Below are 13,961 nucleotides of genomic sequence, written 5' to 3'. Positions count from 1 at the left end.
CAGCCGTCGAACCAGGGAGGACACCGGATGGCCCGACCCAGGACCCCCATCCTGAGCGTGAGCGGGATCCGCGCGGCGGCGCTGGCCGTGATCGACCGCGAGGGCCTGGAGGCGCTGTCGATGCGCCGCCTGGCCCAGGAGTTGGACGTGCGGGCGGCGTCCCTCTACAGCCACTACCGGACCAAGGAGGACCTGCTCGCCGACATCGCCAACGAGATCATGGCCGAGGTCGACGTGTCGGGCTTCGCCACCGGCGACTGGCGCCACGGCCTCACGGTGTGGGCGCGCTCCTACCGCGCCGCCCTGGCGGCCCACCCCAACCTGGTGCCGGTGATCGCCCACGGCCCCGGCCGCCGCGAGGCCGCGCTGCGCCGGGCCGACGCCGTGCACGGCGGGCTGGTGGCGGCGGGCTGGCCCGCGCGGCACGCCACCATGATCGGGGCCTCGACCAAGTACCTGGTGGTGGGCGCGGCGATCAACTCCTTCGCCCGGGGGTTCGACGCCGACGTGCAGGTCTACCGCGACCGCTACCCCAACCTTTCCCAGGCGCACCGGCTCTCCGAGCACGCCGCCGAGATCGACCGCGACAGCTTCGAGCTGGCGCTGTCGGCGTTTTTGGACGGGCTGTCGCGGATGTACGAGGGGCTGGGCGAAGCCGCCGGGCGCTGAGCGCGGCGGCCCCGCCGGGGGCGGGCCGGGTGCCGGGGCGAGGCGGCGGCCGGCGCCCGCCCTCAGGACAGGCCGCTCAGCGACCCGGCCTCCTCCAGGTCCTCGATCGCGGCGGCCAGGCGCGGCGCGGCCAGCCGGGAGTAGGTGGCGGTCAGGTGCTGGCTGTCGCGGTAGACCATGACGTTGCCGATCACCGGCAGGCACTCCCCGCCCAGGCACAGCGCGTCGGTGAGGTCCACCACGTCGGCGTCGGGGGCGTTGCCCGCCGCCAGCAGTTGCGGGTCCTGGTCGGCGAAGGCGTCGGCGCGCCCGCGGGCGCAGGCGCCGGGGGCGGCGGCGTGCTCGGAGACGCACTCGGGCAGGCGGGCGCCCATGCGCGGGGTGTCGCGGATGGCCACCACGTCGGTCCCGGCCTCCTCCAGCGGCGCCCACAGCTCGTTCATCCCGGCGGCGATGTCGGTGCTGCCGGCCTCGGGGAACCCGGCCCCGGCCGCCTGCGAGCGGGCGCTGGAGCTGGTGAACACCGCGTCGGGGCGCACCTGCTCGGTCAGCTCGGCCAGCACCGAGGCGTTCCAGTCGGCGCACTCGGTGTAGTCGCGGCCGTCGGCCGGGTGCTCCAGCAGGGTGGTGGTGAACGCGCAGGAGGACTTGGCGTAGATGTGCAGCCGCCAGCCGCGCTCGCGGGCGATCTCGCGCAGCGCGGGCACCCAGTGGGCGGCGTGGGAGTCGCCGGTGACCGCGACGGTGGTGTCGGCGTCGGCCGGGCCGTAGACGCAGGAGCGCAGCTCGGTCAGCCGGGGCGACGCCTGGCAGCGCTCGAACACGTCGGGCACGTCCTCGTCGGCGGCCACCGGGGCGGGGTAGATCGGGACGTCGGGCGATCCGGCGGGCTCGGCGGTGCCCAGCGCCGAGGGGCCGACGTGGCGCACGGGGTCGAACTCCACGCCGCGCAGGTGGTCGTAGCGGGCGTACTGGCCGGCGGCGATCAGCCCCACCAGCAGCGACGCGCACACCGCGAACGCGGCGGCCGCGCGGCCGGTGCGCAGCAGGCCGAACCGGCGCACCGGGTCCTCCACGGCGACCTTGGTGGCCCAGGCCAGCAGGAAGGAGGCCGCCAGCACGAGCGCGCCGTGCAGGGGGCCCAGGCGGGTGGAGTCGGTGAGGCTGAGGGCGAAGACGATCAGCGGCCAGTGCCACAGGTACAGGGCGTAGGAGATGTCGCCGACGAACCGGGCGGGCGGGCTGGAGAGGACCTGGTAGGAGGAGAGGCGCCGCCCGTTGTGCCCGGCGGCGATGACGGCGGCCGCGCCCAGCACGGGCAGCAGCGCCGTCCAGCCGGGGAAGGGCGTGGCGTCGCTGTAGTACCAGGCGGCGGCGCCGATGGCGGCCAGACCGGCCCAGCCCAGGACCCACCGCAGCGCCGCGGGGACCTCGCGGCGGCTGAGGAAGATCGCCAGCACGCCGCCCACCGCCAGCTCCCACATGCGGGTCTGCGGCAGGAAGTAGGACTGCTGGGGGCCGTCGGGGGTCATCGCGATCGAGCAGGCCAGCGAGGCGGCGGCCAGGATCAGGGTGGCGGCCAGGAGCGCGCGCACGGTGCGCAGGCGGCGCGGCAGGGCGGCCCAGCCCACGAACAGCAGCGGCCACACCAGGTAGAACTGCTCCTCCACCGCCAGCGACCAGAAGTGCTGCACCGGGCTGGCGGCCGCCTCGGCGGCGAGGTAGTCCACCGCCTGGTCGGCCAGGAACAGGTTCTCGACGTAGAAGGCGCTGGCGGCCAGTTGCATGGCGGTGTCCAGCAGCCGGAACTCCGGCAGGAGCACGAAGGACAGCGCGCCGGTGACGGCGAGCACCAGGCCGGCCGCCGGGAGGATGCGCCGGATGCGGCGAACGTAGAACCCGGCGAGGGAGACGCGGCCGGTCTCGCGCGCCTCGCGCAGCAGCAGGGTGGTGATGAGGAAGCCCGAGATCACGAAGAACACGTCGACGCCGACGTAGCCGCCGGGCAGCAGATCGTGGTCGACGTGGTAGATCAGCACCAGCAGCACCGCCACCGCGCGCAGCCCCTGCACCTCGGGCAGGAACCGGCGCGCGCCGGGTGCGGAGGCGGTGGACGCGGGGGCGGCGAGGGTGCGGGTGTCGGCGGTCACCGGGCGCGGTCTCCGTTCTCCAGTGGGCGGAGGACGGCACGGCCCGCCGGTTCCCCGCTGCGGGGAACGGGCGGGCCGTGCCGCCAGGCGTCCCGAGGGGATGCCCCGCAGTCGCCTGTCCGAACGTCCGACGAATTCTCTCAGCAAATTCCCAGGAACGCATCCGCCCCGGCCACGGCGGGTGTGCCGTCGGTGACCGGGGCGGACGCGGGGGCGGGCGGAAAGGGCCGCCGCCGGCGCCGCGCAGGCGGCGCGCCGAGTGGGCTGCGGGGCCGACGCGGGGCCGCCGTCGAGCGGGACCAGGGGGGCGTCGCGGACCGCGCGCCGAGCGCGGGGCTCAGGGCTTAGGCGATGTCGTCGCCCTTGGACTCGACCTTCCCGAGGGCGTCGGGGCCGGTCGTCAGCTCCTTGCAGGCCGCCTGCCACGCGGGGTCGCCGGGGTACAGGCGCGTGCGCAGGTAGGCGGAGGTGAGCAGTTGCACGGCGGCGACGCGCTCGGGGCTGTCGTCGGTGGTCTCGGCGACGTCGTAGCCCGAGATGCCGCCCAGCCCGTGCTCGGCGCCGAACAGGGTGACCAGGGTCTTGGGGCCGGGGGAGAGGCGGTAGGGGTCGGCGTGCCACTCGGGGCCGGCGACGGTCAGGTGGGGGGAGGCGTCGTTGTCGCCGACGACCACGAGCGCGGGTGTGGCCATGCGGGAGAAGTCGGTCTTCCGGAGGAAGGGGTAGTTCCGGGCCGCCTCCGGGTTGAGGGCGTCGCCGCCTCGGCCGGTCCCGGTGAGCACGACGCCGGCCGTGATGCGCGGCTCGGACAGGTCCGGCTCCGAGCCATCGTCGGGGTCGGTGGTCCGGGCGCCCAGCAGCAGGTCCGTGGTGTGCCCGCCCATGGAGTGCCCGGCCGCGGCGACCCGGCTCCAGTCCACGCGCCCGCGCAGGTGGGGGGCTGCGGCCTCGACGGCGTCGGCGGCGTCCAGGATCCGGGTCATGTCCTCGGCGCGCGACCGCCAGAACAGCGGCGCACCGGGGGTGTCGGCGGGCAGGCTCAGGGACCGCGAACTCAGGTGGGTGGGCTGGATGACGAGGAACCCGTGCGCGGCCCAGAAGTCGGCGAGCGGCGCGTAGCCGTTGAGGGAGGAGAGGTGGTGTGACCAGCCGTGGCCGTGGGAGAGCAGGATGACGGGCAGGTCGTCGCCGGTCACGGGCGCCGAGACCCGCAGCTCCAGGTCCACGGCCCGGCCGGGCGCGGGCAGCACCACCGGGGCGAGGGAGAGGACGGGGGCGGGCGGGCCGAGGAGTTCGGCGGCGCGGGCGGCGGTGGACGAAACACTCATGATGCGCACTTCCGTTGCAGGCCCCGGACGGCCCGCCGGGCCGAACCCGACGGCGACCGAGGAGGAGGGGAGCCCGACTCGGACGGCCGTGGCCATCGAAGCGGAACTCTGTTCCGCTTGAACATACGGAACCATGTTCCGTTTTGTCAACGCGAAGAAAATCGCGGCCCGGGAGGGGTCGGTCGGGAGCGCGAGGGAGGGGAGGCGGAGGAGCGGGGGCGGGGGAGTTGCAGAGAAAAAGTGAGGGCCGCCGGGCCTGGCATCCCGGCGGCCCTCGTGCGCGGGGCGGCCGTCTCCCCTTTCCGGCGAGTCAGCCGCCGTGCGCGGGGGGTGGCTGGGTCAGGCCGGCGAGTGCCGCGTCCACGTCGTCGGCGAGAATGCGGGCGTGCCCGCCGGGGGTGCGCAGGGCGCGGAGTTGGCCTGTTCTCACCCACCGGGTGACGGTCTTGGGGTCCACGCGGAACATGCGGGCCACCTCGGTGGTGGTGTAGAGGCGGGGCGGTCGGGCGGTGCCGTGCGTCTCGGGCATGGGGCCGGGTCTCCGTGTTGGGGCGGGAGAGTGCAGGAGGGAAAGTGAGGGCCGCCGGGCCTGGCATCCCGGCGGCCCTCGTGCGCGGGCGGCCGTCTCCCCCTCCCGGTGAGTCGGCCGCCCCGCGCGGGGGGTGGCTTGTCGGTCGGCCTACATGTTCAGCGGGGCGGGCCGCCAGGAGAGGGTGTAGTAGATCCCGCACCCGAGGGCGCGCGGCCCCCACGTGTCGGCGAAGCCCGCGATCAGGGCCAGCCCGCGCCCGTGCTCGTCCAGGGCGCCGGCCTGGACGGGGACGGGGTTGGTCGCCGCGCCGTCGTCCTCGACCTCGACGGTGAGGTGGCCGGGGATGGCGCGGATGTGGACGGTAAATGTGCCTTGGCGCCCGCTGGCGGTGTGGACGACGGCGTTCGTTGCGGCCTCGGAGCACAGCAGAACGGCGGTCGCCTGGGTGTCGTCGGGAACGCTGAGTCGCGAGGCCCCGAGCATGAGGTCCAGCCACCGCCGCGCCTCGGGAACCATTCGCCGATGACCGGCGAAAGTACGCGAAGTGGCGAGAACGGTCATGGCCGCCGCCGGAATTGTGAGCTTGCCGGTGCCGAATAGGGCACTTGCGGGCGTATAGGGTTCATCTTGGGTTTCCACCTGGCTCCTCCAGGTCGGGGACCAAGGCCCTGTCTGGTGGTAGCTACACCGACAGGGCCGCCTTCTTGTGAAGATCCTCGTGGGCCACATGGCGGAAATCGACCTTTGGTACAGGACTGGAAGCGATTCGGCGAAGTCGTAGATCCTTGGCACGTCGATGTAGCACGATGGCACTATGACTGAGAAACCAAGCAAAGTTTGGTCCCGGTGGGGGATCGAGTTGCGAAAACATAGGTCCCGAGCTGGTAAAACGCAGGCGGAGTTGGCAGATCTGGTCACGATCAGCCGTCCTCAATTGGGCAAACTCGAATCAGGGACGCGCACCCCAAGCTCTGCCATATCGGGCGCCCTAGACGAGGCCCTTGCTACAGGAGGAGTCCTGCAACACCTTTGGAGCGAACTGAAGGCGCAGGAGGAGATTCCTCCCGATTGGAGGGATTTCGTCATGTTGGAACGGCAGGCAACGCAGGTCCGGGAGTATCAGCCGCTGATGGTTCCGGGACTTCTACAGACGGAGGACTACGCCCGTACCCTCTTGCGCCAGAGCGTCAGCGTGGATGATGAAGAAGAGGTCGAACGTCTAGTCCAAGCCCGGATGGAGCGATACGAGGCCCTTCCGAGGACACTGCTCACGTTTGTCGTGGACCAGCCTGTGCTGGAGCGTGTAGTGGGAACGGCGGACATCATGCGGGAGCAGCTCACTCGCCTGCTGGAACTCAGCAACCAACGGGTGCGCATCACCGTGATCCCCCGTGATGCTCCTCATCGTCCTCTGGTTGGTGGCAGCTTCCGGATCATGACCCTGCCCACCGGTGGCATGGTCGCTCACAGTGAGCACCCACTAGGGCAGGTCGTTGTCAATCAAGCTAAGGACGTTGGGAAGCTGTTCCGCTACTTCGACAATCTACAATCGGAGGCACTGTCACCTACCGCATCGCGCGAACTGATCGATCGGATGAGAGGCGTGCTTGGATGAAGGACTTCAGTTGGCACACAAGCAGCTTCAGTGCCCCCGACAACGCCAACTGCGTAGAAGTTCGGGAGCACATGGCGGGGGCCGACGTGCGTGACAGCCAGAATCGCGGTGCGGGTCACCTGGAGATCCCCGCTGCGGAGTGGACCGCCTTCCTCGTGGCGGTGAAGTCCTTCAACCTGTAGCCCTCTCACAGCGTTACCCCCCTTCGGCCGACGTGGCGGTGGCCGGAGGGGGTTTTCTGGAGGAAACGGCGGGTCTACGACCCCGTGAGCCAGATGGGCGTCGACCGAATCACCGGCGCGCCCACGCTCGGCAAGCGGAGCAGCGGCACCAAGGAGACCACAGGCGAGCCCGACAGCAGCGGTCCCGCGCCGGAAGAGACCACCGACGACTGATGGCCCGCGCCTCAGCGCGGAAGGCAGTGCTCGTCCTCACCGGTGTCGAGGACAGCACCGTCGACCCCGTGATCCATCACCTCACCGAGCGGGGAGTTCCGGTCGTCAGGTTGGACCCCGGCGATTTCCCCTCGGAAATGACCGTTGAAGCCGAGTTCGACTCCGTGCGTTGGACGGGTACCGTTCAGGACGCCTTTCGGGGGATCGACCTGAAGTCGGTGCGCAGTGTCTACTACCGCCGCCCGTCCCAGTTCACGCTCGTCGACGGCATGTCCGGCCCCGAGGCCCGCTGGTCCTACCGGGAGGCCCGGATGGGGCTGGGCGGCGTCCTGCTGAGCTTGGACTGCCTGTGGATCAACCGGCCGTCACTGATGAGCGCGGCCGAATACAAGCCCGTTCAACTGGCGACGGCCGCCAAGGCCGGTCTGCGGGTGCCGCGCACCATCATCACCAACGTGCCCGAGCACGCCGCCGCGTGGGCGGCCGGAGTCTCCGGGGCGGTCGTGTACAAGCCGCTCGGGGGCGCGCTGCACGTCGAGGAAGGGCGCACCAAGATCGTCTACACCACCCCTGTCGATGCGCTCGGGGAACTTCGTGATCCGGCCCTGGCGCTGACCGCGCACTGCTTCCAGCAGTGGGTGGACAAGCACCACGAAGTCCGCGTGGTCATCGTCGGCGAGGCCATGTTCGCTGTGGCCATCCACGCGGAGTCCCAGGCCGCGCACGTCGACTGGCGCAGCGACTACGCCGCTCATCGGTACGAGGTCTGCGAAATCCCGGATGACGTGCGTGTCGGCCTGAGACGCTGTATGGACGCCTTCGGGCTCGTCTTCGGAGCAGTCGACTTCGTGGTGTCGCCCGACGGGAGCTGGTCCTTCCTGGAGGTCAATCCCAACGGCGAATGGGGCTGGCTGGCGCACCACTGCGATCTTCCGGTCGCTCGGACCATCGCCGCCCTACTGGAAAGAGGAGAGACGTGACGCGTGCCGTCCACGCCCCTTCGGTGGCGCTTGCCGATCGGCTTGTCGAGGCGGGCGTGTTGGAGCCCGAGGGCGCTCTCATCGACGCGTTCCGGCGGGTCGACCGGGGTGCGTTCGTTCCCGCGTTCGCCCTCTTCGACCACACCCCGCAGGGCACCCGGTACCGGCTCGTGCGTGGCGACCGTGCCGAGCAGCGCGAGGAGTGGGCCGCCCACGTCTACGCCGACGAGACGCTGGTCATCGAGATCAACGGCACGCCGGTCGTGGAGGCCCTCCCCGAGGGAACCGGCAAAGGCCGCTGGACCAGCTCCTCGACCATGCCCGGCCTCATGGCCCGGCTGCTGGGCGAACTCGACCTGGCCGGTGGAGAGCGCGTCTTGGAGATCGGAGCCGGATCCGGGTACAACGCCGCGATCCTGTGCGAGGTGCTCGGCTCCCAGCGGGTGACCAGTGTCGACATCTCGCCGCGCCTGGTCGCCGACGCCGCCGACCGGCTCGACCGCTCCGGCTACACGCCCGTCACCGCCGTCTGCGACGGCCACCTGGGCTATCCCGAGCGCGCACCCTACGACCGGATCATCGCCACCACCGCCTTCACCCATGTCCCTCCGGCCTGGCTCGGTCAGGTGGTGCCCGGTGGACGTGTGCTCGTCAACGTCGCGGGCGGTACCGGCGGCGCCATGGTCAAGCTCGACGTGCGCGGCGACGGAACCGCGACGGGACGCTTCCTCCCGCAGTGGGCGGGCTTCATGCCGGCCCGGAGCCACTCCCCGCACACACGCACCACCGTTGACGACGACGGCGAGGACGGCTGGACGGCGCTGGACCCCGCCGCCGTGCGGGACCCCGCCATGGCGTTCGTGGCCCAACTCGCCTCGGGCGACGCCGAGACCCTCCTCAAGAAGGCCGACGACGGCACCGACTTCCTCTTCATGGAGGGCGGAGACGGTTCGTGGGCGGAGATCGACCTGGCACCGGTCGAGAGCAGCCGGTTCCGCGTGGTGCAAGGCGGCCCCCGGCGGCTGTGGACGGCGGTGGAGGAGGCCCACCGGTGGTGGACCGCCAACAACGCACCCGACTGGAGCGCCTTCGGCGCCACCGTGACCCCGAACGAGCAGTACGTCTGGTTCGGCTCCGAGGACGGCGACCGGCGCTGGCCGCTGGTCCCCCCGCAGGCGCGGGACTGATTGTCCGACCGGTCCTGACACGGCGACAACCCCCTTCGGCCGACGTGGCGGTGGCCGGAGGGGGTTGTTTGTGTTCGCGGCGGGCGGGGGTTGGGCGATGAGTTTCGGGTGGGGCGGGAGTCGGTACTGGTGAGGGGTGCCGGGCGGCGTGGTGTCGGTCGGCCTTGAGACACCGTGGAGGTGCGCAATGTCGAACACTCCAGATAAGCCGACCACCGACCTGCCTGGGCGGCCGGACGTTGTCGACCTGGACACCTGGCGGGCCGCGCGCGAGGAGCTGCTGATTCGCGAGAAGGCCCACACCCGCGAGGGCGACGCCATCGCGGCGGCCCGCAGGCGGCTGCCGATGGTGGAGTTCGACGGGACCGTCGAGGTCGTCGGCGCCGACGGCCCGGTCCCGTTCCTGGACCTCTTCCAGGGCCGCGACGAACTCGTCGTCTACAAGCACATGTGGTACGACGGCGCGCCGCCCCAGGGCCAGTGCGAGGGGTGCACCACCACGGCCTGGCACCTGAAGGACGCCGTCTACCTCAACGCACGCGGCGTCTCCTTCGCCATCGTGACCACCGGGAGCTGGGACGAGGTGGCCGCCTTCGTCGCCTTCATGGGCTACACCCAGCCCTGGTACTCGGTGCGCGACGTGCCCGAGCCCGTCGGCGGCGCGACGGGTTACATGACCTCCTTCCTGCGCGACGGCGACCGCACGTTCCTCACCTACTCCACGACGGGTCGCGGCACCGAGCGGGTCAACGGGTCGCTCGGCCTGCTCGACATGACGCCCTACGGCCGGGGCGAGGCGTGGGAGGACAAGCCCGAGGGCTACCCGGAGGGGCGCGAACCGTGCTGGTTCTGGCGCTCGGACGCCGAGGGCAACGCCACCTGGGGTCCCACCAGCCGCCCCGTGCCGCAGTGGACCCGCCCCGGCGCCACCCCCGTCGACACCCTCGGGCGGACCGGCCCCTGGCACTGAGGGCCGGTCCGCGCGGGTGCCGACTGGGGGGCGAACGGCCCTTAGCGGGAGGCGGGGCCGAACCAGGTGGGGAGGTGGGCGGTCAGGTCCCGCTGCATTCGCTCGTCCTCCCCGTCCCCGGCGACCCAGGACACGTGGCCGTCGGGGCGGAGCAGCACGGCCGGGGCGGACAGGTCGTCGCCGGTGGTGTGCACGTGGTCGACCCGGTCCGCCCAGCCCGCGACCGAGAGGCGGCCGGTCTGGTCGAGCAGGAGCCCCCGGCCGCTCCTCAGCAGCTCGTAGAGGCGCCCCTGCTTCAATTCGACATCGCGCAGGCGGCGGCCGAGCAGGGGGTGCCCCTCGCCGAAGTCGTAGCGGACCGAGATTGCGGTGACCTTCTCGGTCAGGTACCGGTTGACCTCCTCGAAGTCCAGCAGTTCCGACATCAGGTGCCGGACCGCTTGGGCACCCGGGTCGGTGGACAGCAGCATCATCTGCGCGCGGGTGTTGACCAGCACGTCGGCGGCCACCGGGTGGCGTTCGGCGTGGTAGCTGTCCAGCAGCCCCTCCGGCGCCCAGCCGCTGACCTCGGCGGCCAGCTTCCACCCCAGGTTGAACGCGTCCTGGAGGCCGAGGTTGAGCCCCTGGCCGCCGGTCGGCGGGTGGATGTGCGCCGCGTCGCCCGCCAGTAGCACCCGACCGACCCGGTAGCGCTCGGCCTGGCGGGTGGCGTCGCCGAAGCGGGAGAGCCAGCGCGGGGAGTGTGCGCCGAAGTCGGTGCCCGCGAACGCCCGCAGCCGCTCCCGGAACTCCTCGACGGTCGGCGGGACCGTGCGGTCCTCGGCGACCTCGGCCGCCGGGACCAGTACGCGGTAGGCCCCGCCCTCCGTGGGTCCGGCGCCGAACAACAGGTGCGTCCTGCGGACCTCCTTCACGACGGCGGCCACCGTGTCCGGATCCTCGGCCAGCTCCATCTCGCCCAGCAGCATGTCGTTGCGCGCGGGTTCGCCGGGGAAGGCGACGCCGAGCAGTCTGCGGACCGTGCTGCGGCCGCCGTCGCAGCCCACGAGGTAGCGGGAGCGCAGGTGCGAGCCGTCGGCCAGTTCGGCGGTCACCCCCTCGTCGTCCTGGGCCAGGCCGACCAGTTCGCGGCCCCGCCGGATGTCGGCGCCGACCTCGGCCGCGTGCTCCTCCAGGAGGCGGTCGGTGGTGGTCTGCGGGATCCCGAGGACGTAGCCGTGCGCGGTGTCCAGCCCGGTCGGCGGGGACTTGGGGATGGCGGCGAAGTAACCGCCGAGCGGGTACTTCCTGCCGTGCGCGAGGAACCGGTCGAGCAGGCCGCGCTGGTCCATCAGTTCGATGCTGCGCGCGTGCAGCCCGAGCGAGCGGACCTGCGGGGTCCGCTCCGCCTCCTTCTCCAGTACGACCACGCGCAGGTCGCGCAGCCGCAGTTCGGCGGCCAGCATCAGACCGGTCGGTCCGGCACCGGCAACGATCACGTCAATCATGGAAATCCGCCGTTCGTGAAGCAGGCAATCAGGAAGGAATGAGGAACCCGGCCGGGAGCGGTGCGGGAGCGTCGGCGTCCCCTCGTGTTCGCGCGCCGACCAGAACCCGAGGAACGGGAAACGGCAAGCGGAAAACGGGAAATACGCGGTCCCAGGTCGCTGGGTCCCGGCCACGGACGTTGATTGTGCGGCATGACCGGGGTCTTGCCGCAAGCCCGGGGGTGCGCTATACGTTGAGAGTGGAGGGGAGTGTTTTTCCTCCCCTCGGCCGCCCGCAACCGGCGGCCGCCCTCCTCGCGACGAGGCGACGCACCGCCTGCGGCGGCGCGTCGGACCAGGAGGATGACTCTATGGGGCCTACGCCCGCTTCAGTCAGTGGATGGCGCAAAAGCAGCTACAGCAATCAAAAGGGCGGCGACTGCGTCGAGGTCGCCGACACCGCGCCCGTCGTGCTCGTCCGGGACACGCAGAACCGGCACCTCGGCCACCTCGCATTCTCAGCGAACGAGTGGCCGGCGTTCCTCACGGCGGTGAAGGCCACCGATCTGTAGGGGCGGGTCGAGCCAAGTCGCCGACCGGACGTTCACTGGCCCCGGCATGGCCGTGGGGGACGTCCGGGCGGCGCGCATCGGGCTCGCAGGGCGGACGGCTGTAGTCATATGCCGAAATAGCCGCGCGTTGCTGAAACCATGACCATGCCTGAAATGAAGATCAGGATTGCCGTGGTCGCGACCCTGTTGAACTGCTCGGCCGGGCCTCTTTTTATTCTGTCGTAGGCGCGCAGCATTCTCGGGCTTATGGATATCAAGAACTCCTGGAATCGCTCCCAGTGCCTGTAGTTCACAAGCGCCATAATAAAAATGGACGCGCAGACTACCATGGTTATAAAGTATTCGAGGAATCCCACTTCATCCTCTTAAGTTACGGGGAAGGCCACGGGCGGTCGACGGGCAAGCCGGGGTGTTCAACAACGGATTGTACGGAGCCCTCTGGCCTGTGCCCGTGGCCCGCTTTCCCTCAGCGCAGCCCCAGGCGGGCCGCTGCCGCGTCCCAGGACGCACGGTCGCCGGTCGGCTCGTAGCGGCGCGGGCGCTGGGTGCGGTGGATGAGGGCGCGCAGGTGGGCCAGGTCCTCCGGGGAGTCGGGGGCGTGGGACTGGACGGCGATGTTGCCGATCGCCGTCGCCTCCACCGGTCCCGCCTCCACCGGCAGGCCGGTCGCGTCCGCCGTCCATTGGCACAGCAGTTCGTTGCGCGCGCCGCCGCCCACCAGGTGGACCACCTCGATCTCGCGGTCGGCCAGCGCGCACGCGCGGCGCAGGGTGTCGCGGTGGGCCAGGGCCAGGCTCTCCAGCACGCAGCGCAGCAGCGCCCCCCGAGCCCCCGCCCCCTCCGGCACCGGCTGGCCGGTCTCCCGCAGGTGCGCGGCGATGCGCGCGGGCATCGCCCCCGGCGCCATGTACCGGGCGTCGCCCGCGTCGATCAGGGACGCGAACGCGGGCGCGGCGGCGGCCTCCGCCAGCAGGTCCGGCAGGGCGGCGTCGATCAGCCCCCAGTCGCGCAGGCACTCCTGCACCAGCCACAGCCCCATGATGTTGCGCAGGAACCGGGTCGTGCCCGCCACGCCCAGTTCGTTGGTGAAGTTGGCCTCGCGCGCCGCCTCGGTGAGCACCGGCGCGGGCAGCTCCAGCCCCGCCAGCGACCACGTGCCGCACGAGATGTAGCCGAACCGCTCGGTGCGCGCCGGGATCCCGGCCACCGCCGAGGCGGTGTCGTGGGAGGCCACCGCCCGGACCTCGGCCCCGCTCAAGCCCGTCTGCTCGGCCGCCTCCGGCAGCAGCGGACCCAGCCGGGAGCCGGGCGCGCGCAGCTCGGGCAGCAGCGACGGCGCCACCCCGGCCGCCGCCAGCATCGGCGCCGACCACCGCCGGGTGGCCACGTCCAGCAGCCCGGTCGTGGAGGCGTTGGTGACCTCCGCGCCGCGCTCCCCGGTCAGCCAGTACCCGATCAGGTCGGGGATCAGCAGCAGCGTGTCGGCCGCCGCCAACTGCGCGCCGCCCCGCGCGGCGGCGAGCTGGAAGACGGTGTTGAACGGCAGGAACTGGAGCCCGTTGGCGGCGTACAGCTCGGAGGCGCCCACCCGCTCCACCACGGCGGGCGCCACCGCGTCGGTGCGGGAGTCGCGGTAGTGGTGGGGCAGGCCCAGCAGCGCCCCCGTGGCGTCGAGCAGGCCGTAGTCCACCGCCCAGGTGTCCACGCCCACCGAGCGCGGCCCGTGCGCGGCGGCGGCGCGCAGGCCGTCCAGGATCTCGCGGTAGAGGCCGCCGATGTCCCAGTGCAGGCCGCTGGGCAGCCGCAGCGGCCGGTTGGCGAAGCGGTGGACCTCGGTCAGGTCGAACGTGTCGGGGCCGACCCGCCCGACGACCACGCGGCCGCTGGAGGCGCCGAGGTCGACGGCGGCGAAGACGTCGTGAGCAGACACGGGAGCGCACGCCTTTCAGAGGAGGACACGCGATGACACGCGGAGGGATACGGAGGAGGGTGGGGAGGTCGAGCGGTGGCGTGAGCCGCGCGGCGGCCCGCCCCCCCGCCCGCCCCCCCCCCCCCCCCCCCCCGGGCACCGGCGCCCCAACCCCCGGACCCCCCCCC

General features: G+C 71.9%; 14 protein-coding genes and 1 pseudogene. 8 read left to right on the top strand and 7 right to left on the bottom strand.

Annotated elements, in window-relative coordinates:
- Positions 1-27: 27 nt before the first annotated feature.
- Positions 28-669, top strand: coding sequence for a TetR/AcrR family transcriptional regulator (locus LG943_RS05340; protein ID WP_270071052.1), 642 nt, complete (start codon positions 28-30; stop codon positions 667-669).
- A gap of 62 nt (positions 670-731) precedes the next feature.
- Here the strand turns inward: LG943_RS05340 and LG943_RS05335 are convergent, their stop codons facing one another.
- From LG943_RS05335 to LG943_RS05320, 4 genes are all read right to left on the bottom strand, one after another.
- Entirely contained in the window at positions 732-2,819 is a 2,088-nt protein-coding gene (locus LG943_RS05335) for an acyltransferase family protein (RefSeq protein WP_270071051.1), read from the bottom strand.
- A gap of 344 nt (positions 2,820-3,163) precedes the next feature.
- Positions 3,164-4,147, bottom strand: coding sequence for an alpha/beta hydrolase family protein (locus LG943_RS05330; protein ID WP_270071050.1), 984 nt, complete (start codon positions 4,145-4,147; stop codon positions 3,164-3,166).
- A gap of 310 nt (positions 4,148-4,457) precedes the next feature.
- Positions 4,458-4,676: a helix-turn-helix domain-containing protein gene (locus LG943_RS05325; RefSeq protein ID WP_270071049.1), complete on the bottom strand. Its 219-nt coding sequence runs from the start codon at positions 4,674-4,676 to the stop codon at positions 4,458-4,460.
- Between the two features lie 150 nt (positions 4,677-4,826).
- The gene (locus LG943_RS05320; RefSeq protein WP_270071048.1) at positions 4,827-5,195 is read right to left on the bottom strand and encodes an ATP-binding protein; all 369 of its coding nucleotides are present in this window, start codon (positions 5,193-5,195) and stop codon (positions 4,827-4,829) included.
- A gap of 298 nt (positions 5,196-5,493) precedes the next feature.
- Here LG943_RS05320 and LG943_RS05315 point away from each other — a divergent pair, with 298 nt between their 5' ends.
- The 6 genes and pseudogenes from LG943_RS05315 to LG943_RS05290 all read left to right on the top strand — a co-directional run bounded on the left by LG943_RS05315 (position 5,494) and on the right by LG943_RS05290 (position 9,826).
- Complete coding sequence (locus tag LG943_RS05315) at positions 5,494-6,294, top strand: helix-turn-helix domain-containing protein (protein ID WP_270071047.1); 801 nt, start codon at positions 5,494-5,496, stop codon at positions 6,292-6,294.
- Positions 6,291-6,476, top strand: a complete 186-nt coding sequence (locus LG943_RS05310; protein WP_270071046.1) for a DUF397 domain-containing protein — start codon at positions 6,291-6,293, stop codon at positions 6,474-6,476. Before LG943_RS05315 ends, LG943_RS05310 begins: the two co-directional genes overlap by 4 nt.
- A gap of 78 nt (positions 6,477-6,554) precedes the next feature.
- A pseudogene (locus LG943_RS05305) lies at positions 6,555-6,689 on the top strand (putative ATP-grasp-modified RiPP); the annotation flags it as partial.
- Positions 6,690-6,715: 26 nt separating this feature from the next.
- Positions 6,716-7,669 (top strand): ATP-grasp ribosomal peptide maturase, encoded by a 954-nt coding sequence (gene tgmB / locus LG943_RS05300; protein ID WP_270071045.1) that lies wholly within the window; start codon positions 6,716-6,718, stop codon positions 7,667-7,669.
- Positions 7,666-8,856 (top strand): ATP-grasp peptide maturase system methyltransferase, encoded by a 1,191-nt coding sequence (gene tgmC / locus LG943_RS05295; RefSeq protein WP_270071044.1) that lies wholly within the window; start codon positions 7,666-7,668, stop codon positions 8,854-8,856. Before tgmB ends, tgmC begins: the two co-directional genes overlap by 4 nt.
- 187 nt (positions 8,857-9,043) lie before the next feature.
- On the top strand, positions 9,044-9,826 hold the full coding sequence (locus tag LG943_RS05290; RefSeq protein ID WP_270071043.1) for a DUF899 family protein: 783 nt from the start codon (positions 9,044-9,046) through the stop codon (positions 9,824-9,826).
- Between the two features lie 41 nt (positions 9,827-9,867).
- Here the strand turns inward: LG943_RS05290 and rox are convergent, their stop codons facing one another.
- Complete coding sequence (gene rox, locus LG943_RS05285; protein WP_270071042.1) at positions 9,868-11,313, bottom strand: rifampin monooxygenase; 1,446 nt, start codon at positions 11,311-11,313, stop codon at positions 9,868-9,870.
- A 350-nt stretch (positions 11,314-11,663) separates the two neighbouring features.
- Here rox and LG943_RS05280 point away from each other — a divergent pair, with 350 nt between their 5' ends.
- Positions 11,664-11,864 carry a DUF397 domain-containing protein gene (locus tag LG943_RS05280; protein ID WP_270071041.1) on the top strand — a complete coding sequence of 67 codons (201 nt, stop codon included), beginning with the start codon at positions 11,664-11,666 and terminating at the stop codon, positions 11,862-11,864.
- Positions 11,865-11,968: 104 nt separating this feature from the next.
- On the opposite strand, the gene LG943_RS05275 is transcribed toward LG943_RS05280, so the two are convergent.
- Positions 11,969-12,157, bottom strand: a complete 189-nt coding sequence (locus tag LG943_RS05275; protein WP_270071040.1) for a hypothetical protein — start codon at positions 12,155-12,157, stop codon at positions 11,969-11,971.
- 173 nt (positions 12,158-12,330) lie between these two features.
- On the bottom strand, positions 12,331-13,794 hold the full coding sequence (locus LG943_RS05270; protein ID WP_270071039.1) for a rhamnulokinase: 1,464 nt from the start codon (positions 13,792-13,794) through the stop codon (positions 12,331-12,333).
- Between the last annotated feature and the right edge of the window lie 167 nt (positions 13,795-13,961).

Source organism: Streptomonospora mangrovi (assembly GCF_027604915.1).
Taxonomy (GTDB): Bacteria; Actinomycetota; Actinomycetes; order Streptosporangiales; family Streptosporangiaceae; genus Streptomonospora; species Streptomonospora mangrovi.
This window is presented reverse-complemented; position numbering and strand designations above follow the sequence as displayed.